This is a genomic window from Pseudarthrobacter defluvii (genome assembly GCF_030323865.1).
Lineage (GTDB): Bacteria > Actinomycetota > Actinomycetes > Actinomycetales > Micrococcaceae > Arthrobacter > Arthrobacter sedimenti.
Map to the genome: position 1 here is coordinate 2,277,976 of NZ_CP066362.1, position 19,464 is coordinate 2,297,439.

Sequence of the window (19,464 nt, forward strand, 5' to 3'; positions counted from 1 at the left end):
TGTCGGCCCGCTGCCGGCGGAACCTGGCGCCTAAGCTGGTCCGGTGACCCCTGTTCCCTCCCCCGGCCCGCTGGACGTCGTGGTCCATTCCGGACCGGCGGACTGGTGGGTCATCCTTGCGGGGTTGGGCCCCCTGGCCGTCCTCGTCGCCGCCCTGCTGGCCTTCTACATCAACTGGCGCACCCTGAAGCAGCGCACTGCCGCCGACAAGACGGCGCTGGATCAAAAGCGCGAAGCCGATGCTGATGCCCTTCGGCAAAAGACCGAGGCGGACAGCCGGGCGGAGTGGTGGCGCCGCACCCAGTGGGCCTTGGACCGGGCGTTGGACCCGGATGAAGGGACCAAGGCGCTGGGGCTGGCAACCCTGGAGGTCCTGGCCAGGAGCGAGTTGGCCCGCACCGAGGAACTCGAGTTGTTCGATATCGCCTGGAAGAGCGTGTCCGGGGACGAGAACGGCGAGGAGAACGGGGACGATGGCCAGGTGGACGCCGGGCCGGGGCAGGAGCTGGCCTTCGTGGACGACGGCGGCAACTTAGGCGAGAATGGAATGACGGATGACGACAGTACCAAGGAGGTTGGACCGTGAGCGCAACATCGCCTGAACATCGTTTCGTCCATACTCCCCGGAACACCGCAGCCAAGCCGGCCAAGAAAACCGGTACGGCCGCCGAGCACCGTGTCCAGGTTGCCGCGGCACGGCTGCGCGTCACCCTCGATCAACGCCTGGGCCGCGAAACGCCCGCCAAGACCAAGGCATTGGCCAAGGAACCGATCTAATTCCCGCCCCGGTGTTTGACGTTCGACGGCGCGTGGTGGGGTTCGGTGCGCAGTGGCTGCGGTAATTCTCGGGTGCGACACAAACAAGCTTCTGCGCTGGGACTACCGTGCGGTCGTCGAGCACGTCGCGGAATCCGGCGGGGCGGTGGAGCGGTGGTGCCTGGAGCAGCACCCGGACGCCAGCCCTGGCCTCAGCCCGGGCACGGAAGCCTGGCTCCTGCTGCACGGCAGCAACGAAGCGGGCGCTGGTTTGATCGGTCACGCGGTGGTGGTGTCGGAACCCTACCAACTGGCCGGAGCTGGGGAATGGTTCATCGCCCTCGCCGTTGACGCACTGCTTCCACTTGGCGAACAGATACGGCCCGGCATCCTTGCCGAGGCCCTCCCCCGGGACCACTGGGCCAAGGCGGGCGGGCCCTCCCTGGTGGCCCTGCCGCCGTCGTACGAGCCTGCCCTGCGCCGGCTTTGGCGTGCTTGCGGGCCCACGACGGCGGGCCGTGCCGAGGTGGGTGGCGGGACCTTGCCGCCGGACGCTGTGAGCACTGTCCAGGTAAGCCGGTTCGAACGGGACCCTGACGCTCGGCGGATCTGCCTGGCGTTTCACGGCACATCGTGCGCGGCCTGCGGGTTCTCATTCGAGTCCGCGTACGGTGGCAGCGCACCTGAGGCCCTGGCCGTGCACCATGTGGTGCCGCCGGAAATGCTGCACAGCGGATATCAGCTCGACCCCATAGCAGACCTCATTCCGCTGTGCCCCAACTGCCATGCGGTGGCCCACAGCATGAACCCGCCGCGCACGGTGTCCGAACTGCAGAACATGAACTCCGCCTCCAGGCAGGTGATGAGGGGTGAGCTGGTAACAGCCCTGGCCCTGAGGGCTCAGGAGGATGCGCGGCGGATCATGGAAGGCGGGCAGGGATAGGCCCGGGCCACCAGCCCGTAAAATGGAGGCATGACGGTGGCTGCCGATTCCGGTGGCGCATTCCAGTTGGCCCGCCGGGCCAGGACTGCGTTGCGTCGCGTACCTGTGTGGACGTGGCGGCTGCTGATGCGTTCGGTCAGCTCGCGGGAGCGGGTGCGGTTCAACACGGATCCCATCACCGAGGTGGCATATGTCCACGACCTCGACTACGTCGGCGATGGCTTGCGCGCCCACCGGCTCGATGTGCTGACACCCCTGGCACATCAGTCGGGTGAAGATGTGGTGGTGGGCGGCGGGGGCCTGCCGGTCTACGTCTATTTCCACGGCGGAGGATGGACATCCGGTGACAAGTCGGCGTTGACCAAGTACTGCGCCAACCAGGCCCTGGGCGGGATGGTGGTGGTCAACGTCAACTACCGGCATGCGCCGCGGTTCCATATGGGGCATGTGCTCGAGGACGCGAACGCCGCCCTTGCCTGGGTTGCCGCGAATATCGGGGAGTACGGCGGGGACCCTGCGCGCCTGGTCCTGGGCGGGGACTCCGCGGGCGGGCAGATTTCGGCCCTGCTCACCGCCATCAGCCTGCGCCCAGAGCTGGCAGCGCACTACTCGCTGCTGCCGGCTGTTCCCGCGGGGCATGTGAAAGGGCTTGTTCAGCACTGCAGCGCCGTTGATTTTTCGGTGTTCTTTGAAAGCGGCTTTGTCCTCAGCCTTAACTTCGTCCGCATGCTGCTGCCGGCCACGGCACCCCTGACCTCAGCACGGCTGCGATCTGCAGCAGGCTATCTGTCCCCCATCGAGTGGCTGGACGGGAACCACCCCCCGGTCTTCGTCACCACCTCCGAGCGCGACTTCTTCTACCGTTCCAACCTCAATTTCATCGCGCGGCTGCAGGACCATGGCGTTCCCGTGGATGCCCTCATCTACCCCTGGGCCAGTGCCAACACCGAACATACCTGGCAACAGGATTACCGCTATCCCGAATCCCAGGAGGTGTACCGGCGGCTCCATGCGTTTGTGGGCAACGTGGCCGGTCCTCCCGCTGCCGCTGACTAGGTGCGTCCGGCTGGGCTATCTTGGGACCATGCCGGAGCCGGGCCAAAGAGACTACGGAGTTGATCCCGAGGAGTTTGGCTCTGCCCGAGTGGATGCGGCGGCCCTGCAGGATGCGGAACTGGGTGATGTTGATTGGTCCGTGCCACCGCCTGGCTCAGTGCAGTTCATGCTGGACGTCCCCAGCGGCAAGCTCGCGGCCATGGCGCTGGGCAATCCGGAGGATCCGTGCGTGGTCCTGGTGCCGGGCGCCACCGGCTCGAAGGAGGATTTCTCGCTCATGATGCCGGACCTTGTCAGCGCCGGGTACTACGCGCTGACGTACGATCTGGCGGGCCAGTACCAGTCAGCCGGGGCAGGGCCAGAGAACCTGGTGCCGCCCCGGAAGCATTACGACTACCGGTTGTTCGTGGACGACTTCCTGGCGGTCCTGGAAGGCACGGCCGCCCCCGTGCACGTTGTTGCCTATTCCTTCGCGGGCATCATCGCCCAGCTCGCCTACGTTGAGCGCCCGGACCTCTTCCGGTCCATCGCCTTCCTGGGCTGCCCGCCGGAACCGGGCCCGAGTTTCCGGGGCGTGAGCCGCATCGGCCGGTTCAGCACGTGGGTCAACGGCAGGGCCGGTGCCGCGCTGCTGATTTGGGGAATCCGCAGCGGCAGGGTGGCCCACGTACCGCCGGGAAGGCAGCGGTTCGTCAATTACCGGTTCCGTTTCACCCGCCGCTCGTCCATCCGCGATATCTACACCTTGATGCAAAACGTTCCGGATCTACGGCAGGAACTGGCTGAGGCAGACCTTCCCAAGTTCGTGGCCGTGGGCGAGCATGACCTGTGGCCGCTCCAGCTGCACCGGCTGTTTGCGCAGGCGATCCGTGCGCGGATCGGGGTCTACAGGGGTGGGCACAGCCCCTGCGAAACGTCCCCGCATGAGTTCAGCCGTGACCTCCTGGCGCTTTATGCGAAAGCGGAGGAGGCGTAGCGAGGGGTTCCTGGCCTTGTAGCGGCACCGTTTCGGCGCGCTCGCGAAGGTTGAGCAGCATCTTCCGCATCATCCAGATGTCGCCGAATTCCACGAGCGCCGAGAAGGCCATGCCGGGCGGGAACCAGCGGTACCGGGCACGGATACGGCTGATAACCCGGGTTGAACCGTCGCTGACGGGCTCAAGCTGCCAGGTCCAGCTGGTAACCCCCGGCGCGCCCCAGACCATGGACAGTGGCGGGTCCATCCTCTGGACCGGTATGCCGTGTCTGCCATCTGGGCTCATGGGGACGATGTCGCCTACGGCAAGGTCCTGCAGCTCAGGGATGATCCGCCGTGCACTTGGCCGGCCAAGGTTGTCGAGGATGTCGTAGCTGTACCACCCTCCGCGGCCAAGCCCCACCTGGACCAGCCAGGGCCATATCCTTTCGGGCGCTGCACCGATGGTGATGGCCCTCGTAGCGTTGAAGGCCGGATTGGGCTCATATTCGTCGCCGGGCATTGCCCGGGCGACCTCATCCGGCGTGGCGCCCCAGGTGAGCTGCCAGGGACGGAACCAGCGAATATAGGCTCCCACCGCGGCCGCGATCCCCAGCACGGGGAGCAGGCGCGTCGGGAGTCGCATCACCTCAGTTTGGGGACCTGCCGGACCCCGGAACAGTGCCGAATGTCCTGTGGCCCGGTCAACGCCCGGCGAGCCCCTGCAGGATAGCCGCGGCAAGGTGGCCTCCGTTCATCATCGTCAGGAAGCCCACCGCCGGTACGCCCAGCACCCAGGCCGCGCGCCGCCGTCGTGCCTGGACAACAAGGTGCCTGAGCGCGTCGAACTTTTGTTGCAGCACCCGCGGGTCATGTTGCGCGGCCGGACGCTTGTGCCAGGTGCCGGATCAGCACGTGGTTAACCACGTCAGCTTCCGGGAACCGTGGCATGCTGGCTACGATCCCCAGCACACCTCGACGTACTGGTGTGGCTCGGCGGCAGAGGAGGAGACTGGCGTGGCCCGAGGATCGAAGATGAACGGACCCCACTGGCGTCGCGTGCTGGCGATGCTGGGCAACGCTGATGCCAGGACCGCCTACGCCCAGATAGTGCTGGGAGCGGCCCCTAATGATGTCCTGCCTGATGTGAAGGAGCAGCGGCGCCAACGAGCCATCGCTGGCCTGTTGGAGTCCGGGCTCGTCCAGCGGCAAGCATCCGGCGGGCTGGTGGCGGGGGAAGCGATATTCCGTGACCTGCTGGCCCAGCAGCCCCGCCGGCAGCCGCGGACCGGGCTGGACAGGTTCATGCGGCTCGGACGGATTGAGACATATCCCGCGAACCTGGCAGAGCGGCGGGCGCTGCTGGCGAGGATCGCCACCGAGACCATCGCACCCGGCGAAAAGCTCACAGAGAGACAGGTCAACGAACGGCTGCTCAGCTATACCGACGACGTGGTGCTGCTGCGCCGCTACATGGTTGACTTCGGCGTTTTGCAGCGCACGCCTTCGGGTTCCTCGTATTCCTTGGCAGAGTAACCGCCCCCTGCCCTGACATGGTGTGCAGTAGTTTGGACGGCATGAGCAACTCGTCACGTACGTTGCCGGCAGGCGATATCAAGCCGGCCCTGGCCTTCGGTTCAGTGGCGCTGCTGTGCGTTGTGGCAGGCGGTCTCGTTGCCGCGGTAACTGGCCCGCTTCAGCTTGAGCACGGATCGTGGGCCGCGGCCTATCTCGTTCTCGTCGGAGGAGTGGCGCAGGGGGCTTTGGGGATAAGCCAACACTTTTTGGCGCCACGACGCTTCATCGGTTGGAAGGTTGTCGCGGAGCTGGTTGCCTGGAACGCTGCAAGCGAGTTCGTTATTGGCGGCACATTGGTTGCCAGCCCCTGGGTGGTCGATGGCGGCGGCGTGTTGCTGGTTGTGGCGTTGGCGTTGATGTTTCAGACTGTTCGCCGCTCCGGTACAAAATCCGGCTGGGCGCTGTGGGTTTATCGGGTCTTGGTGGTGGTAGTGGCCGTCAGCGTACCCATCGGGCTGGTGCTGGCCCATCTGCGTGCTTCATAACCGCTCCGACCCCGCGCGGAGCCGCCGGCTGAGCCGTTCCTTCTGCCCCACACCGCCTAGAGAATCCGCTGGAACATTCGGTGGTCCTGCCACAGCCCCGCTATCCGCAAATAGGCTCGCGCGATGCCGTACGACTCGAATCCGTTCTTCTCCAGCACCCGCTGGGAGGCCGTGTTATGCACCAGGGTCGCGGCCTCAAGCCGGTGCAGCGCGAGGTCATGTTTGGCGATGTTGACAGCGGCAGCTACCGCCGCCGTCATAATTCCGGAACCCTGCAAAGCCTGGTCCATCCAGTACCCCAGGTGGGCGTTTTGGAAGGCACCGCGCACGATCGAACTCAGGGTCAGCAGGCCGACGGCCTCATCTTGTCGTACCAAGACCATTGGAAGGCCGGTGCCTGCAGATAGTTCCCGTCGCTGCCTGGTGATCACCTCTTGTTGTCCTTTGACCGTGTAGAACTTGTCGGGACGAATTGGTTCCCACGGCGCAAGATGGGCGCGGTTCTTCTGGAACGCCTCTGTCAACGCCCTGGCGTCCAGCTTTTGGAAGGGCCGGAGGACAACGCCTTCAGGGAGTTCGAAAGAGAAGTTCATCTGTTCACACTACCCAGCAGGACTATTCCCTTGGACCCGAACAGATGTGCGGCGTGCGCTGTGGAGGGCAGCGGGCGCGAAGCCCAGGTCGCCTAGACTACTGACATGCCTACACTTGTTCACGAGTTTTCCTGGCCTGACCGGGTCGTCATCGGCACCGTGGGTGTTCCGGGGGCGCGCACCTTCTACCTGCAAGTCCGCACAGGCAAGCAGATCGTGACGATCGCCATGGAGAAGCAGCAGGCAGCTCTGCTCGCGGAGAAGATTGACGATGTTCTCGATCAGCTCAACGCCCTTGAGGGAAATCCCTTCAGCGTTCCCACCAGCACTCCCATTGAGTTGGTCGATAACGATCCGCTCGAGGCCGTTGAAGAGCAATTCCGGACCGGCGCCATGAGCCTGGGTTGGGACCCCACCACGGCGCAGGTAGTCATAGAGGCTTACCCCATCAGCGATGCGGATGATGAAGACGAATCCCTTGATCAGGACGACGCTGAGGTACCCGAAATGGTGTTGGTGAAAATGCCGGTGGGCACCGCCCGGGCATTTACCAAGCGCACACGCGAAGTAGTGGGCGCCGGGCGTCCCCTCTGCCCGCTCTGCGGGTACCCCATGGACGCCGACGGCCACATCTGCACCCCTCCCGACAACTGATGGGGCGCGCCGCGAACAGCCGGCGCAGGCCGTTGAACGCAGCGCTCCCCTATGAGGCTGTCGATACGACGCGCTGAAGGTTCTGGAGGGTGGCAGGGGTGGCTGCAATTTCAATGACGCCACGGTCTGAGTCCAGGCTGATGACGTGAAAGTCCAACGGCACTTCCTGCTTGCCGTCGTGGCGGTTGGCCTTCCGTGGTGGGGACTCCGTGGCCCTGACTCCCGTGAGGGCCTTGCTGCGGCCGATGGGTATCAGTTCGTCATGGATGGTCGGCTGGAAATCGATCCTTCCCGGGCCTGGGCTGGCGATGCCCGCCTGCCATGTGCTGCTGAGCGAGCCCGGTGACGAACCGGGGAAACGCAGGAAGATGACAAATCTGCCCGGCTCATCAAGGTTGGCGGTGTCCGCCGGGAACCTCGTCAGGAAGAACGCGCCGCCACCGATCAGCAGAGCGTAGAAGACGGCATTGGCGACCGCGTCGTCGGGATCGCCCCCGAGGATGAGACCGGCCGCCAGGATGGCGGCGAAGGCAACGACGCCCACCAAAACTGCACGGAGCGCGGGATGCATTTCGCCCCACTTCCTCATGGCGTCATCCTAGGCCCGGACCCTGCCCTCCGCTACGGCTCATCCTTTGTGACCGGGATGAACCGTTCATGGCGGGGAAACGGGTACTACAGTGGAGGCATGGCTGCCAGCCGCAAACCGCTCGACGAGCTGCGCGAAACCATCGGCCACCTGGCCGATCAGCTCAAGCTGCCCGGTTCAGAGCGCGTCGACGACCTGGTCGGCGATCTCATCGGTCCACGGCCCGGGCCGGCCCGGCCCCTGTCCGAGCTGCAAGAGGAGCTCGACGCACTGGTTGGGCTGGAGACCGTCAAGGAACAGGTACGGGCCCTCGTCGCACTGCTCCAGGTCCAGGCCCGCCGTAAAGCACACGGGCTGCCAGAGGTGGCCACATCGCAGCACCTGGTGTTCCTTGGGAACCCGGGCACGGGCAAGACCACTGTGGCGCGGCTCCTGGCCGAGATGTACCGCGCGGTCGGTCTACTGCAGAAAGGCCACCTGGTCGAGGTCGACCGTTCCGGCCTGGTGGGGCAGTACGTCGGCCAGACCGCCATCAAGACGGACCGGGTGATCCGGCGTGCGCTGGACGGCGTCCTGTTTATCGACGAGGCCTACGCGCTGGCGCCCGAGGACGGCCGGATGGACTTCGGCCCCGAGGCGATCGAGGTCCTGCTGAAGCGGATGGAGGACCACCGCCACCGCCTGGTGGTGATCGTGGCCGGGTACCCGCGGCTGATGGAGTCCTTCCTGCTCTCGAACCCCGGGCTGCGCTCCCGGTTCGCCCGCGAAATTACATTCCCCGACTACTCCGTCGACGCACTCCAGACGATTTTCCACCAGATGCTGGCCCAGCACGAGTACAGGCTGGAGCCCGGTGGGGACCAGATGCTGCGCCGTATCCTCGCCGGGCTCCACGCGGGCGAGGACTCCGGCAACGCACGCTTCGCCCGCACGCTGTTCGAGCAGGCGCTCAACCGCCAGGCGCTGCGGCTGTCGCTCGACGAGGAACAAGGTCTCGACGCGCTCGATCGCGAGGCTGTCATGACGCTCACCGAGGACGACATCGTCAAGGCCGCACTGGCCCTGGGTGAGGAGCCGGAGCCGGAACCGATGCCGGAACCGGAGCAGCCGCGGTGGTGGCGCTGGCTGGTCTGACCGAATCTGCGGCGGCCCTGGACGATGTCCTAGTAGTCGATGGCCTTCCGGTCCATGGACTTCAGCGCCGCAAGCCGTGCCTCTACCTCGGTCTGCTCGCCGAGGTCTTCCAGGGAGGCGAACTGGGCGTCCAGTGATGAGGCGGCGAGTTCCTGCTGGCCGCGGGCGGTGGCTTCCTGGCGGCGGACCTTGTCCTCGTAACGGCCGATCGCCGATGTTGGGTCCCCGCCGTCCAAGGCTTTGAGGGCGTCGTTCACCTGGGACTGGGTTGCTGCGACGCGGGCGCGGTTGACCAGCTCGTTGCGCTTCACGGTCAGCTCCCTGAGCTTTCCGCGCATCATTTCCAGACCGTTCTTCAGCTGGTCAACAACCCGGTTCTGCGCGGCCAGGTTTGGCTCCTGGGCCTTGGCGGTGGATTCGGCAGTCATCTGCCGGCCGATGGCGACCTTGGCGAGGGCGTCGAACTTGTCCGCGTCAACGCTGTTCCCCGCGGCGCGGAACTCATCGGCCTTCCGGGAGGCGGCGATGGCCTTGCGGCCCCAGGTGTTTGCATCGTCCATTGCCCTGTTGTAGTCGTCCTCGGCCATGCGGAGGTTGCCGATCGTCTGGGCGACCGCAGCCTCGGCTTCGCGAATGTTCTCCGAGTAGTCGCGGACCATCTGGTCCAGCATCTTCTGCGGGTCTTCTGCGGAGTCGAGGAGGGCGTTCAGGTTGGCCTTGGCGAGCTGGGCGACGCGGGAGAAAATACTCTGCTTCACTGCGGTCTTTCTATCGTTGGTGGAATTGGCATCCTATCGGAATGGCAGCAACCTGGGACCCAACGGTAATGACGCGGCCACTCTTGAGCAAACCTTGTACCCATCGTGGGCTGCCGTTTAGGAACGGGTCCTATCTTTGGGGGCAGGATCCTCCCGCTGGGGGCAGGTTCTACACATGGGGAAAGGGCCGGCGGCCGAAGCATCCCGAGACCGGATGCAGCCCCCCAAACCGCCGCCGGCCCTTAACCCGGGCCTCCCGGAATTCCGGCTGACCCGGGCGCGACTGACACCACCACCCGGCGATGGTTCCGCTCAACGTGGCGCGGGCGTCAACGAGGTGCTACAAATCCAAGGCGGTCGTCCATGCTGTGACGCTCGTCCTGCGGAAAGAGCCCGGCCAGGATCCGGTCCGATTCCCCTTGTGCCGCTACGTCGAAGGCTCCGCCTGTGATCAGCAACTCGTCAGCTCCGGAGGCAGCGAGCAGGTGTTGAACCTGGGTCCGCACCTCGGAAGCCGTGCCGTAGATCGAGGTGGCCAGGCTCCTTTCGACCGCTTCCTTTTCCCGTACAGTCAGGCCGGCCCACTCGGCCGGGCCCACAGGCGCCAAGGCAGCGAATTCGCCGGTGGTCCTGGAACGGGCCAGCGCGACGGCTTCGGGCAGAAGCAGTTCCCTGGCTGCCTGGCTCGTGGCGGCCACTGCTACATTGGCGGAAACCATGACGAAGGGCCGTTGGAACCAGCGTGATGGACGGAACTGTGAGCGATACCTTTCCAGCGCGGGGAGTCTGCCGTTCTGATCTGTCCGGAACACGGCTGGCCCGCCCAGCACCACTGCCAGGCCGGCACGGGCTGCGATATCGATTCCCGATCCCGTGGCCAGCACGAATACCGGTGTCGCCGAGTCGTTCCGCGGCCGGGCAGTGATGGACGCGGTTCCGGACAGGTAGGCCAGCAGTTCGGCCAGCAGGTCTTCAAACCGCTCCGCGTCCTGTTTCCCGGCGTGCAGCGCATCCCGGACTGCAGGCGTGAAACCCACTGACCGGCCGACGCCCAAATCGATCCGTCCGGGATGAAGGGCCTCCAGGGTGGCCGCCTGTTCGGCCACCACGAGTGGCTGGTGGTTGGGAAGCATGATGCCTCCTGAACCGACCCGGATGGAGTGCGTCCGGGCAGCAACGGCGGCCATCAGCACGGCAGGAACGGAACCGGCGATGCCTGGTACCGCATGGTGCTCTGCGACCCAGAAACGGTGATAACCCAATTCCTCCGCCCGCTGAGCCCGTCCCAGCACCCGGTGGAGGGCGTCGGCAGCAGGAAGCCCGTCGCGAGCGTTGGCGCGGTCCAGAATGGAAATCCGGGGAAGGGAAAGGGTCATACTGCTGGAACCACGCCCGGCGAGGAAGAATTCCGCTCCCGAATGCGCGGTACGGAGTCCCGGGTCTTAAACAAACGACCCCGCAGGCCTCAGCATGCGGGGTCATTCGGGGTGCACCGGTGAAGAAGAAGACTAGAAGTCCCAGTCCTCATCCTCAGTATTGACGGCCTTGCCGATCACGTACGAAGAGCCGGACCCGGAGAAGAAGTCGTGGTTCTCGTCCGCGTTCGGCGACAGCGCCGACAGGATGGCCGGGTTCACGTCCGTCACGGAGGCCGGGAACATCGCCTCGTAGCCCAAGTTCATCAGGGCCTTGTTGGCGTTGTAGTGCAGGAACTTCTTGACGTCCTCGGCCAGGCCCACGCCGTCGTACAGGTCGTGGGTGTACTGGACCTCGTTCTCGTACAGCTCGAAGAGCAGCTCGAACGTGTAGTCCTTGATTTCCTGGCGGCGTTCCTCGGACACGGTCTCCAGGGCGCGCTGGAACTTGTAGCCAATGTAGTAGCCGTGCACGGCCTCATCGCGGATGATCAAGCGGATCAGGTCGGCCGTGTTCGTCAACTTGGCGCGGGAAGACCAGTACATGGGCAGGTAGAAGCCCGAGTAGAACAGGAAGCTCTCGAGCAGCGTGGAGGCCACCTTGCGCTTCAGGGGATCATCGCCCTGGTAGTAGTCCATGACGATCTGGGCCTTCTTCTGAAGGTTCTCGTTCTCGGTGGACCAGCGGAACGCTTCGTCGATCTCCTTGGTGGAGGCCAGCGTGGAGAAGATGGAAGAGTAGCTCTTGGCGTGCACGGACTCCATGAACGCGATGTTCGTGTAGACGGCCTCTTCGTGCGGGGTCAGCGCATCCGGGATCAGCGAGACGGCGCCCACGGTGCCCTGGATGGTGTCGAGCAGGGTGAGCCCCGTGAACACGCGCATGGTGAGCTGCTGCTCGACCGGGGTCAGGGTGTTCCACGACTGGACGTCGTTGGACAGCGGCACCTTCTCCGGCAGCCAGAAGTTGTTCACCAGGCGGTTCCAGACGTCGACGTCCTTATCGTCCTGGATGCGGTTCCAGTTGATGGCCTCGACGTGGCTAAGCAGCTTGACCTTCTCGGTCATGTCATCCCCTAAGCGTTGGGTGGGTTTCACTAAGTTAAAGCGTACGACGGCGGGCGGCCACCCGCCGTCGTACTGGCACCTTTAGTTGACGGTGCAACTAGAGCATGCAGCTGACGCAGCCCTCGACCTCGGTCCCTTCCAGCGCGAGCTGGCGGAGACGGATGTAGTAGATCGTCTTGATGCCCTTCTTCCAGGCGTAGATCTGGGCCTTGTTGATGTCGCGGGTGGTGGCGGTGTCCTTGAAGAACAGCGTCAGCGACAGGCCTTGGTCAACGTGCTGGGTGGCGGCAGCGTAGGTGTCGATGACCTTTTCGTAGCCGATCTCGTACGCGTCCTGGTAGTACTCCAGGTTGTCGTTGGTCAGGTACGGCGCCGGGTAGTACACGCGCCCCAGCTTGCCTTCCTTGCGGATTTCGATCTTGGACGCCACCGGGTGGATGGAGGAGGTGGAGTTGTTGATGTAGGAGATTGAGCCGGTGGGCGGAACAGCCTGCAGGTTCTGGTTGTAGATGCCGTGCTCCATGACGGAGGCCTTCAGCGCCAGCCAGTCAGCCTGGGTGGGGATGTGGACGTCCTTGAAGAGGTCGCGGACCTTCTCGGTCTGCGGCACCCATTCCTGCTCGGTGTACTTGTCGAAGTATTCACCCGACGCGTACTTGGACTTCTCGAAGCCGCCGAACGTCTGGCCGGTTTCGATGGCCAGCAGGTTGGAGGCCCGGACGGCGTGGTACACCACGGTGTAGAAGTAGATGTTGGTGAAGTCCAGGCCCTCTTCGGAGCCGTAGTGGACCCGCTCGCGGGCCAGGTAGCCGTGCAGGTTCATCTGGCCCAGGCCGATGGCGTGGCTCTGGTCGTTGCCCTTGGCGATGGACGGCACCGAGGTGATGTTCGACATGTCCGACACTGCCGAGAGGGACCGGATGGCCGTCTCGATGGTCAGGCCGAAGTCCGGGGAGTCCATGGTCTTGGCGATGTTCAGCGAACCCAGGTTGCAGGAGATGTCCTTGCCGGTGTCGGCGTAGGAGAGGTCATCGTTGTACGTGGTGGGCTGGGAAACCTGGAGGATCTCCGAGCACAGGTTGGACATGATGATCTTGCCGTCGATCGGGTTGGCCCGGTTCACGGTGTCCTCGAACATGATGTACGGGTAGCCGGACTCGAACTGGATCTCGGCGAGGGTCTGGAAGAACTCGCGGGCCTTGATCTTGGTCTTCTTGATCCGCGAGTCATCCACCATCTCGTAGTACTTCTCGGTGACCGAGACGTCGGAGAAGGGCATGCCGTAGACGCGTTCCACGTCGTAGGGCGAGAACAGGTACATGTCCTCATCCTTCTTGGCCAGCTCGAACGTGATGTCCGGGATGACGACGCCCAGGGAGAGGGTCTTGATGCGGATCTTCTCGTCCGCGTTCTCCCTCTTGGTGTCCAGGAAGCGGTAGATGTCAGGGTGGTGGGCGTGCAGGTACACGGCACCGGCACCCTGGCGGGCACCAAGCTGGTTGGCGTAGGAGAAGCTGTCTTCGAGGAGCTTCATCACGGGGATGACGCCGGAGGACTGGTTCTCGATCTGCTTGATCGGGGCGCCGACTTCGCGGATGTTGGTCAGGGCGAAGGCCACGCCGCCGCCGCGCTTGGAGAGCTGCAGCGCGGAGTTGATGGAGCGGCCGATCGATTCCATGTTGTCTTCGATGCGGAGCAGGAAGCACGAGACCAGCTCGCCGCGCTGCTTCTTGCCCGCATTCAGGAACGTAGGGGTGGCCGGCTGGAAGCGGCCGTCGATGATCTCATCCACCATCTGCAGGGCCAGCTGCTCGTTGCCGCGGGCCAGGTGCAGGGCAACCATGCACACGCGGTCTTCGTAGCGCTCCAGGAAGCGCTTGCCGTCGAACGTCTTCAGCGTGTACGAGGTGTAGAACTTGAAGGCGCCCAGGAAGGTCTCGAAGCGGAACTTCTTCTTGTAGGCGCGGTTGAACAGCTCACGGATGAAGTTCATCGTGTACTGGTCCAGCGTCTCGCGCTCGTAGTACTGGTTCTTCACCAGGTAGTCGAGCTTCTCCTCCAGGTCATGGAAGAACACCGTGTTGTTGTTAACGTGCTGCAGGAAGTACTGGTGCGCAGCCTCGCGGTCCGCGCCGAACTGGATTTCGCCATTGGGACCATAAAGGTTCAGCATGGCGTTCAGCTCGTGATAGCCCAGCCCCTTGTAGGCGGCCGGCATCTCAGGCTTCTGGGCCCTGGTTACTTCTGTGTCTGCGACAGTCGTGTCCAAAACGTGTCCAATCCTTGGTTGACCCGGGTGACGTCTTCCGGCGTTCCCATAAGTTCGAATCGATAGAGGTGGGGTACCTGGCACTTGGCGGCGATGATGTCCGCTGCCATGCAGTAGTTGTCCCCGAAGTTTGTGTTGCCGGCGCCAATAACGCCGCGGAGCAGTTTCCTGTTCTGCGGGTTGTTGAGGAACCGGATGACCTGCTTGGGAACGGACCCCTCTCCCCCGGTGCCGCCATAGGTGGGCACCACCAGCACGAACGGCCGGGTGGCGAGGAGGGGTGCGTCCTTTGCATAAAGCGGGATCCGGGCCACCTCTCGGCCAAGCTTCGCAACGAAGCGGCTGGTGTTCTCGGATGTGGAGGAAAAGTAGATGAGCTGGCTCTCCGTGAGAGCTTGCCTGGGATCGTTCCGATTTGTGGCCGGCGGGGACACCTCCACACGCTGAGCCGTGTGGTCACGCTGTGCTGTTGGTGCCATGGGAGTCACCTCAGCTGGTAGTTGGTTGCCGGCAGGAAAAGCTGTAGCTCCTAGGCCACGGAAGAAACGGCAGAAAGTGCCAGTTCTTCAATCTTGTCCGGGCGGAAGCCGGACCAGTGGTCCTGGTCGGTGACCACAACGGGAGCCTGCATGTAGCCCAGTGCCTTCAGGCGCTCGAGTGCCTCGGCGTCCTGGGAGATGTCAACGCTCTGGTAGGTGATGCCCTTTTTGTCGAGCGCGCGGTAAGTGGCGTTGCACTGAACACAAGCAGGCTTCGTGTAAACCGTTACGGTCATTGTCCCTGTCCCCTAAGTTGAACTCTTGCTGGTGCGGTGTCCCCGTCCAGCTGTATGTAGATACTACATGTAGTGCAGACGCCTCTTTGGAACCCCAAGATGATGTATTACAAGTATGTCATTTAATGCACCGTTAATCCACAGGCAAGACCGGAAAAAATGCCCGGGATCCCGGGTTTTTTGCGGTGTTGGTCCACACCCTGTGGACGGACTTGCCCACTTATGCACAGTGCGCGTGTCGTGATTCCCCGGCGTGTCGCCCGCCGTTCGGGCGCAAGGAAAAGGGTCCTTCATCACTACATATGGTGATGAAGGACCCTTGGCGCAGCACCGGCTGACAGGCAGAACGTTCCCTACTTCATACCGGGATTGAGCCTGGCGATTGCCGCGGACAGTACGGTGGCGAACCCGCACCAGGCCGCGTACGGAGCGAGCGAAACCCCGGCCGTCGGGTTCAGCCGGTAGGTCCGCCGCACCAGGTCAGCGCTGCTGGCGGCCAGCACGGCTGCTTCGGCAGCTCCCAGCCAGGGCCGCCGGGAGCGCCAGAAGAACCAGCTCCACGACGCGTTCAGCACCAGGTTGGCGGCCAGTGCACCCTGGTAGGAGCGCAGCTCCCGGCGGTGGTCCCTGCGGACAGGCCCGGGACTGTCGGCAGCCTCATCAAGTTCAGCAGCCCGGTCCAGCGCGACAGCGGACGTCACCGCCAAATCGGCGTACAAGGCAGTCCACACCACGGGAAACGCAATTGCCGGTGGCTGCCAGTCCGGCTTGCGCAGCTTCAGGTACCAGCTGCTCTGGGGGTCGGTCGCCACCCCGCCTGCCGCGGCGGTGGCGGCCGTTGCCGCCGTCGTCCATGCCAGTGTCTTGAGTTTCATGCCTGCTCCTCCCCTTTCCTTAACACGCAAACCTAGAGCTGCGCCTCCCGGCGGTCCAGCACAATCTGCTGCACGTCCAGGTACCCCGACTGGAAACCGGCGCGCGAGTAGCAGAGGTAGAACAGCCACATCCGCTGGAAGACGGCATCGAAGCCCAACTCCCCCACTTTCCGGGACTGCGACAGGAACCGCTCCTCCCACAGCCGCAGGGTGGCGGCGTAGTGGTCGCCCATCCCCATGCGCTCTCTGACGCGCAGGGTGGTGTGCTGCTGGGTCACTCCCTCAATGGCCCGGACGGACGGCAGGAAACCGCCGGGGAAGATGTACTTGTGCACCCACGTGTACGCGTTGCGGGTGGCCAGCATCCGCCCATGCGGCATGGTGATGGCCTGGATGGCCACCTTTCCGCCGGGGGCAAGAACGCGGTCGATCGTCTGGAAGTAGATGGGCCAGTATTCATAACCCACGGCCTCAATCATTTCCACGGACACCACGGCGTCGTACTCGCCTTCCACCGCCCGGTAGTCCTGCAGGGCCACGGTCACCCGGTCCGCGAACCCGGCCTCCGCGATTCGTGACTCGGCCAGCGCCTTCTGCTCGCTGGAGAGGGTGACGCTGTAGACGGTGGCGCCGCGGGCAGCGGCGCGCAGGGCAAGCTCGCCCCAGCCGGTGCCGATTTCCAGCAGCCGGGTCCCCTGGCCCACGCCGGCTTTGTCCAGCAGCCGGTCGATCTTGGCCTGCTGGGCCTCCGCCAGGAAATCCCATGCCACCGAGGACAACGGCCCGGCCTTTTCCGGGAACAGCGCCGACGAGTAGCTCATGGTGGTGTCCAGGAAGTTGGAGAACAGCTCGTTGGACAGGTCATAGTGCCGCGAAATGTTGCTGCGGGTGTTCTGTTCGGCGTTGCGTTCCTCGCGGGGCGTCCGTGGCAGGTACAGCGAGCGCAGCTTCTGCAGCGGCATGGGGATCAGCGTGTCCACGGAAGCAGCGAAGACTTCCAGCACCGCGGCCAGGTCGGAGGCCTCCCAGTCGCCGGCCATGAAGGATTCGCCCAGGCCGATCAGGCCGTTGTCGCCGATACGGTTCTCAAAGGCCTCGGGCCGCACCATGGTCATCACAGGAGCGTTCTGTCCGCCCGTTCCCAGCACCGTGCCGTCCGGGTATTCCACCCGCAGCGGCAGCCGCTTCACCGCTCCCTTGAAGAGCAGGCCGGCAGCTTTGCCGGCGACGTCGGCCTTGAGGCCCGACGGCGGTGCGGCAACACCGGGCCAGCGGTCGGGATCGATGGTGGCGGGCGACGCCGGCACCCCGTTGGCGCCCCAGGCTGCGGGGCTGTACCCGGCGGGGTGTGCGGGGGGCGCCGCATCGGTACGGGCTGCAGTGCCGTTGTCGTCAGTCATTGTCATTGAACTGCCTCCTGTGAAGGGTGATGTGGTCTGGCAACGACGGGCAGGCGTCTTGCCCAGAGTTTAATGCCCTGAATCCGGATCAGGGCGGATACCAGCAGCGGCGCGGCAGGCACCGTCAGGGCGGCAGCCAGGATGTTCCGGACCGTGGCGGGCCTGCGGCGTCCGTCCATGGTGGCCACGAAGGGCCGCTGCCCCTCCCGCTCCAGGATGATGGACACCGCCAGCCGGTCCCCCGGTGCCGGTAGCTTCATCCGGTACTGCCCGTCGACGTCGTTGAAGGGTGAAACGTAGAACGCCTTCGGCACGGATGCCCGCCCGGCGGTGTCGGTGCGCAGCAGGTAGCAGTGCCGTTCCCCGTAGGTGTTGTGGACCTCCGCCACCACGCATTGCAGGTCCCCGTTGGAGCGGTAGCACCAGAACAGGCTGAGCGGATTGAAGACATACCCAAACACCCGGGCGCTGGCCAGCATATGGATGGGGCCGCCGTCGGCCTCCATGCCCTGGGTCCGCAGGTACCGCTCCACGTTGGACCGGATGCTGGCATCCGGATCCCCCAGGTGGTCCCCGGCGCGGAACACGGCCAGTGGCCGGAGCAGGAACGGCAGCCGCGGAATCGCGTCCACGTCCACGAACCAGCTGTAGCTCCGGTACGTGAACGCGTTCTTCAGGGGAATGCGCCGCACGTGGGAAATGGAGGTGCGGTAGATCGAGGCGTCCATGGTCATGCAGGTTCCGCGGCCAGTTCCCGCTCCCCTTCACCGGCCGGGTCGCCCGGGTCGGCGAGCGCCACCGGCCAGGTGCGGCCAAGCTTCTCTGCGGCGCGCACGCCGGAGAGGGCGCCGTCCTCGTGGAAGCCCCAGCCAAGGTAGGCCCCGGCGTACGCGATCCGGCTGTTGCTCAGGGCGGTGATGGCCTGCTGGGCCTTCACCGACTCGGGAGTGTACTGCGGGTGCTCGTACACCATCCGCTCCAGCACGGCGTCGCCGGCGATCAGCTCCGATTCGCCCAGGCTTACCAGGTAGGGGCGGCCGTCCGCGGGCGTGAGCCGCTGCAGCCGGGTCAGGTCGTAGCTCACCAGGACCTTGTCCGGCCGGGCGTCGCAACCCGGAAGGCGGTAGTTCCAGGACGCCTTGGCATTGTCTGCCGCCGGCAGGACGGCGGGGTCCTGGTGGAACACGGTGTGGTTCACCGAGTAGGGCATCCCGCCCAGCGCTTCCTTCTCCTCCGGGGTGGCATCGGCCAGGAACCCGAGCGCCTGGGCAGGATGGGTGGCGATCACGACGGCGTCAAAGTCTTCCAGCCCGCTGTCGGTTGCGAGCTCCACCCCGTCGGGCAGCCGCCGGATGGCCCTGACGGGCGTGTGAAGCCGGACGTCGCTGAGTGTTGCGGCGAGTTTTTCCACATACCGGGCCGAGCCGCCGGTGACCGTGCGCCACTGCGGCGAGCCCTTGATGCCCAGCATCCCGTGATGGCCAAGGAAGGTGAACAGGTACCGTGCGGGATAGGCGAGGGCGGTGGTGGGGTCGCAGGACCAGACGGCGCTGACCACAGGGGTCATGAAGTGGGAAATGAAGTACGGGCTGAACTTCTCCCGCTCCAGGAAGGCGCCGAGCGTCAGTTCCGGGATGTCCACTTCGTCGCTGACGGCCGACGGCGGCGCGGTCCTGAGCAGTTCCCTCGCCTTCCGGTAAAAGCGTGTGACCTCCAGCAGCATCAGCAGGTAACGGCCACGCAGCAGGCTGGAGGGCTTGGCGATGATCCCCCGGGCACCATCCCGGGCACCGGCGTATTCCAGTCCGCAGCCGTCGCAGCGGATGGACATGCTCATCTCCGAGTCCTGGGTTTCGACGCCGAGTTCGGCGAACAGCCGCAGCAGGGTGGGATAGGTGCGCTCGTTATGCACGATGAACCCTGTGTCCACCCCGATGATGCCTCCGTCCGGCTGCGGCATGTCATGGGTGTGGGCGTGGCCTCCCAGCCGTGAGTCTGCTTCGAACAGGGTGACGTCGTCCTGCCTGTTCAGCACATAGGCGGCCGTCAGTCCTGCCACGCCGCTGCCGATGACGGCGATGCGCCGCCTGCCTGCACTTCCTGCTGGGTTGAGTGACAACTTATGCTCCTCTGCTGAACATTTGTCGCTGGGCCGGGTATA

23 protein-coding genes are annotated in these 19,464 nt (G+C 64.7%); 9 read left to right on the forward strand and 14 right to left on the reverse strand.

Going from position 1 to position 19,464, the window contains the following annotated elements:
* Nucleotides 1–43: 43 nt before the first annotated feature.
* Genes JCQ34_RS10495 through JCQ34_RS10515 form a run of 5 tightly spaced genes read left to right on the forward strand, consistent with a single transcriptional unit; the run spans nt 44 to nt 3,731 of the window.
* Nucleotides 44–586 (forward strand): hypothetical protein, encoded by a 543-nt coding sequence (locus JCQ34_RS10495; protein WP_286397412.1) that lies wholly within the window; start codon nt 44–46, stop codon nt 584–586.
* Nucleotides 583–777 carry a hypothetical protein gene (locus JCQ34_RS10500; protein WP_286397414.1) on the forward strand — a complete coding sequence of 65 codons (195 nt, stop codon included), beginning with the start codon at nt 583–585 and terminating at the stop codon, nt 775–777. Before JCQ34_RS10495 ends, JCQ34_RS10500 begins: the two co-directional genes overlap by 4 nt.
* Before the next feature lie 52 nt (nt 778–829).
* Nucleotides 830–1,699 (forward strand): HNH endonuclease, encoded by an 870-nt coding sequence (locus JCQ34_RS10505; protein ID WP_286397416.1) that lies wholly within the window; start codon nt 830–832, stop codon nt 1,697–1,699.
* Nucleotides 1,700–1,729: 30 nt separating this feature from the next.
* The gene (locus JCQ34_RS10510; protein WP_286397418.1) at nt 1,730–2,755 is read left to right on the forward strand and encodes an alpha/beta hydrolase; all 1,026 of its coding nucleotides are present in this window, start codon (nt 1,730–1,732) and stop codon (nt 2,753–2,755) included.
* Nucleotides 2,756–2,783: 28 nt separating this feature from the next.
* Nucleotides 2,784–3,731 (forward strand): alpha/beta fold hydrolase, encoded by a 948-nt coding sequence (locus JCQ34_RS10515; RefSeq protein ID WP_286397421.1) that lies wholly within the window; start codon nt 2,784–2,786, stop codon nt 3,729–3,731.
* Here the strand turns inward: JCQ34_RS10515 and JCQ34_RS10520 are convergent.
* Nucleotides 3,685–4,356, reverse strand: coding sequence for a hypothetical protein (locus tag JCQ34_RS10520; RefSeq protein WP_286397423.1), 672 nt, complete (start codon nt 4,354–4,356; stop codon nt 3,685–3,687). The genes JCQ34_RS10515 and JCQ34_RS10520 overlap by 47 nt on opposite strands.
* A gap of 58 nt (nt 4,357–4,414) precedes the next feature.
* The gene (locus JCQ34_RS10525; protein ID WP_286397424.1) at nt 4,415–4,573 is read right to left on the reverse strand and encodes a hypothetical protein; all 159 of its coding nucleotides are present in this window, start codon (nt 4,571–4,573) and stop codon (nt 4,415–4,417) included.
* A gap of 172 nt (nt 4,574–4,745) precedes the next feature.
* Between JCQ34_RS10525 and JCQ34_RS10530 the strand changes: the two genes are divergently transcribed.
* Both JCQ34_RS10530 and JCQ34_RS10535 read left to right on the forward strand, forming a co-directional pair.
* Nucleotides 4,746–5,246, forward strand: a complete 501-nt coding sequence (locus tag JCQ34_RS10530) for a DUF2087 domain-containing protein (protein WP_286397426.1) — start codon at nt 4,746–4,748, stop codon at nt 5,244–5,246.
* A gap of 41 nt (nt 5,247–5,287) precedes the next feature.
* On the forward strand, nt 5,288–5,773 hold the full coding sequence (locus JCQ34_RS10535) for a hypothetical protein (protein ID WP_286397428.1): 486 nt from the start codon (nt 5,288–5,290) through the stop codon (nt 5,771–5,773).
* Nucleotides 5,774–5,829: 56 nt separating this feature from the next.
* Here JCQ34_RS10535 and JCQ34_RS10540 read toward each other — a convergent pair whose 3' ends face one another.
* The gene (locus JCQ34_RS10540) at nt 5,830–6,366 is read right to left on the reverse strand and encodes a GNAT family N-acetyltransferase (protein ID WP_286397429.1); all 537 of its coding nucleotides are present in this window, start codon (nt 6,364–6,366) and stop codon (nt 5,830–5,832) included.
* A 105-nt stretch (nt 6,367–6,471) separates the two neighbouring features.
* Here JCQ34_RS10540 and JCQ34_RS10545 point away from each other — a divergent pair, with 105 nt between their 5' ends.
* Nucleotides 6,472–7,020, forward strand: coding sequence for a DUF3090 domain-containing protein (locus tag JCQ34_RS10545; RefSeq protein ID WP_286397431.1), 549 nt, complete (start codon nt 6,472–6,474; stop codon nt 7,018–7,020).
* 49 nt (nt 7,021–7,069) lie between these two features.
* Here JCQ34_RS10545 and JCQ34_RS10550 read toward each other — a convergent pair whose 3' ends face one another.
* A complete protein-coding gene (locus JCQ34_RS10550) occupies nt 7,070–7,609 on the reverse strand; it encodes a hypothetical protein (RefSeq protein WP_286397433.1) in 540 nt (179 codons plus the stop codon).
* Nucleotides 7,610–7,708: 99 nt separating this feature from the next.
* Between JCQ34_RS10550 and JCQ34_RS10555 the strand changes: the two genes are divergently transcribed.
* Nucleotides 7,709–8,743: an AAA family ATPase gene (locus JCQ34_RS10555; protein ID WP_286404421.1), complete on the forward strand. Its 1,035-nt coding sequence runs from the start codon at nt 7,709–7,711 to the stop codon at nt 8,741–8,743.
* Nucleotides 8,744–8,772: 29 nt separating this feature from the next.
* On the opposite strand, the gene JCQ34_RS10560 is transcribed toward JCQ34_RS10555, so the two are convergent.
* The 10 genes from JCQ34_RS10560 to JCQ34_RS10605 form a co-directional block, all read right to left on the reverse strand.
* Nucleotides 8,773–9,501: a PspA/IM30 family protein gene (locus tag JCQ34_RS10560; RefSeq protein WP_286397435.1), complete on the reverse strand. Its 729-nt coding sequence runs from the start codon at nt 9,499–9,501 to the stop codon at nt 8,773–8,775.
* A gap of 329 nt (nt 9,502–9,830) precedes the next feature.
* Nucleotides 9,831–10,877 (reverse strand): MsnO8 family LLM class oxidoreductase, encoded by a 1,047-nt coding sequence (locus JCQ34_RS10565; protein WP_286397437.1) that lies wholly within the window; start codon nt 10,875–10,877, stop codon nt 9,831–9,833.
* 132 nt (nt 10,878–11,009) lie between these two features.
* Nucleotides 11,010–11,984 (reverse strand): class 1b ribonucleoside-diphosphate reductase subunit beta, encoded by a 975-nt coding sequence (nrdF, locus tag JCQ34_RS10570; RefSeq protein ID WP_015937302.1) that lies wholly within the window; start codon nt 11,982–11,984, stop codon nt 11,010–11,012.
* Between the two features lie 97 nt (nt 11,985–12,081).
* The gene (nrdE, locus tag JCQ34_RS10575) at nt 12,082–14,202 is read right to left on the reverse strand and encodes a class 1b ribonucleoside-diphosphate reductase subunit alpha (RefSeq protein ID WP_286397441.1); all 2,121 of its coding nucleotides are present in this window, start codon (nt 14,200–14,202) and stop codon (nt 12,082–12,084) included.
* Nucleotides 14,203–14,222: 20 nt separating this feature from the next.
* Nucleotides 14,223–14,693, reverse strand: a complete 471-nt coding sequence (nrdI, locus tag JCQ34_RS10580; RefSeq protein ID WP_286404424.1) for a class Ib ribonucleoside-diphosphate reductase assembly flavoprotein NrdI — start codon at nt 14,691–14,693, stop codon at nt 14,223–14,225.
* A gap of 89 nt (nt 14,694–14,782) precedes the next feature.
* The gene (gene nrdH / locus JCQ34_RS10585; protein ID WP_013601222.1) at nt 14,783–15,028 is read right to left on the reverse strand and encodes a glutaredoxin-like protein NrdH; all 246 of its coding nucleotides are present in this window, start codon (nt 15,026–15,028) and stop codon (nt 14,783–14,785) included.
* Between the two features lie 353 nt (nt 15,029–15,381).
* Nucleotides 15,382–15,903, reverse strand: coding sequence for a TspO/MBR family protein (locus tag JCQ34_RS10590; protein WP_286397443.1), 522 nt, complete (start codon nt 15,901–15,903; stop codon nt 15,382–15,384).
* A 32-nt stretch (nt 15,904–15,935) separates the two neighbouring features.
* Nucleotides 15,936–17,309, reverse strand: a complete 1,374-nt coding sequence (locus tag JCQ34_RS10595) for a class I SAM-dependent methyltransferase (protein ID WP_286397445.1) — start codon at nt 17,307–17,309, stop codon at nt 15,936–15,938.
* Nucleotides 17,306–18,037 carry a DUF1365 domain-containing protein gene (locus tag JCQ34_RS10600; RefSeq protein WP_286397447.1) on the reverse strand — a complete coding sequence of 244 codons (732 nt, stop codon included), beginning with the start codon at nt 18,035–18,037 and terminating at the stop codon, nt 17,306–17,308. Before JCQ34_RS10600 ends, JCQ34_RS10595 begins: the two co-directional genes overlap by 4 nt.
* The gene (locus JCQ34_RS10605) at nt 18,034–19,422 is read right to left on the reverse strand and encodes an NAD(P)/FAD-dependent oxidoreductase (RefSeq protein WP_286397448.1); all 1,389 of its coding nucleotides are present in this window, start codon (nt 19,420–19,422) and stop codon (nt 18,034–18,036) included. Before JCQ34_RS10605 ends, JCQ34_RS10600 begins: the two co-directional genes overlap by 4 nt.
* Nucleotides 19,423–19,464: the final 42 nt, after the last annotated feature.

What these genes read in the sequence shown, in the direction of transcription:
- JCQ34_RS10595 (WP_286397445.1), bottom strand. Translation starts at nt 17,309, where the DNA reads ATGACAATGACTGACGACAACGGCACTGCAGCCCGTACCGATGCGGCG.
- JCQ34_RS10550 (WP_286397433.1), bottom strand. Translation starts at nt 7,609, where the DNA reads ATGAGGAAGTGGGGCGAAATGCATCCCGCGCTCCGTGCAGTTTTGGTG.
- JCQ34_RS10535 (WP_286397428.1), top strand. Translation starts at nt 5,288, where the DNA reads ATGAGCAACTCGTCACGTACGTTGCCGGCAGGCGATATCAAGCCGGCC.
- JCQ34_RS10590 (WP_286397443.1), bottom strand. Translation starts at nt 15,903, where the DNA reads ATGAAACTCAAGACACTGGCATGGACGACGGCGGCAACGGCCGCCACC.
- JCQ34_RS10510 (WP_286397418.1), top strand. Translation starts at nt 1,730, where the DNA reads ATGACGGTGGCTGCCGATTCCGGTGGCGCATTCCAGTTGGCCCGCCGG.
- JCQ34_RS10530 (WP_286397426.1), top strand. Translation starts at nt 4,746, where the DNA reads ATGAACGGACCCCACTGGCGTCGCGTGCTGGCGATGCTGGGCAACGCT.
- JCQ34_RS10540 (WP_286397429.1), bottom strand. Translation starts at nt 6,366, where the DNA reads ATGAACTTCTCTTTCGAACTCCCTGAAGGCGTTGTCCTCCGGCCCTTC.
- JCQ34_RS10520 (WP_286397423.1), bottom strand. Translation starts at nt 4,356, where the DNA reads ATGCGACTCCCGACGCGCCTGCTCCCCGTGCTGGGGATCGCGGCCGCG.
- JCQ34_RS10545 (WP_286397431.1), top strand. Translation starts at nt 6,472, where the DNA reads ATGCCTACACTTGTTCACGAGTTTTCCTGGCCTGACCGGGTCGTCATC.
- JCQ34_RS10515 (WP_286397421.1), top strand. Translation starts at nt 2,784, where the DNA reads ATGCCGGAGCCGGGCCAAAGAGACTACGGAGTTGATCCCGAGGAGTTT.
- JCQ34_RS10565 (WP_286397437.1), bottom strand. Translation starts at nt 10,877, where the DNA reads ATGACCCTTTCCCTTCCCCGGATTTCCATTCTGGACCGCGCCAACGCT.
- nrdH (WP_013601222.1), bottom strand. Translation starts at nt 15,028, where the DNA reads ATGACCGTAACGGTTTACACGAAGCCTGCTTGTGTTCAGTGCAACGCC.
- JCQ34_RS10555 (WP_286404421.1), top strand. Translation starts at nt 7,709, where the DNA reads ATGGCTGCCAGCCGCAAACCGCTCGACGAGCTGCGCGAAACCATCGGC.
- JCQ34_RS10600 (WP_286397447.1), bottom strand. Translation starts at nt 18,037, where the DNA reads ATGACCATGGACGCCTCGATCTACCGCACCTCCATTTCCCACGTGCGG.
- nrdE (WP_286397441.1), bottom strand. Translation starts at nt 14,202, where the DNA reads ATGCCGGCCGCCTACAAGGGGCTGGGCTATCACGAGCTGAACGCCATG.
- nrdF (WP_015937302.1), bottom strand. Translation starts at nt 11,984, where the DNA reads ATGACCGAGAAGGTCAAGCTGCTTAGCCACGTCGAGGCCATCAACTGG.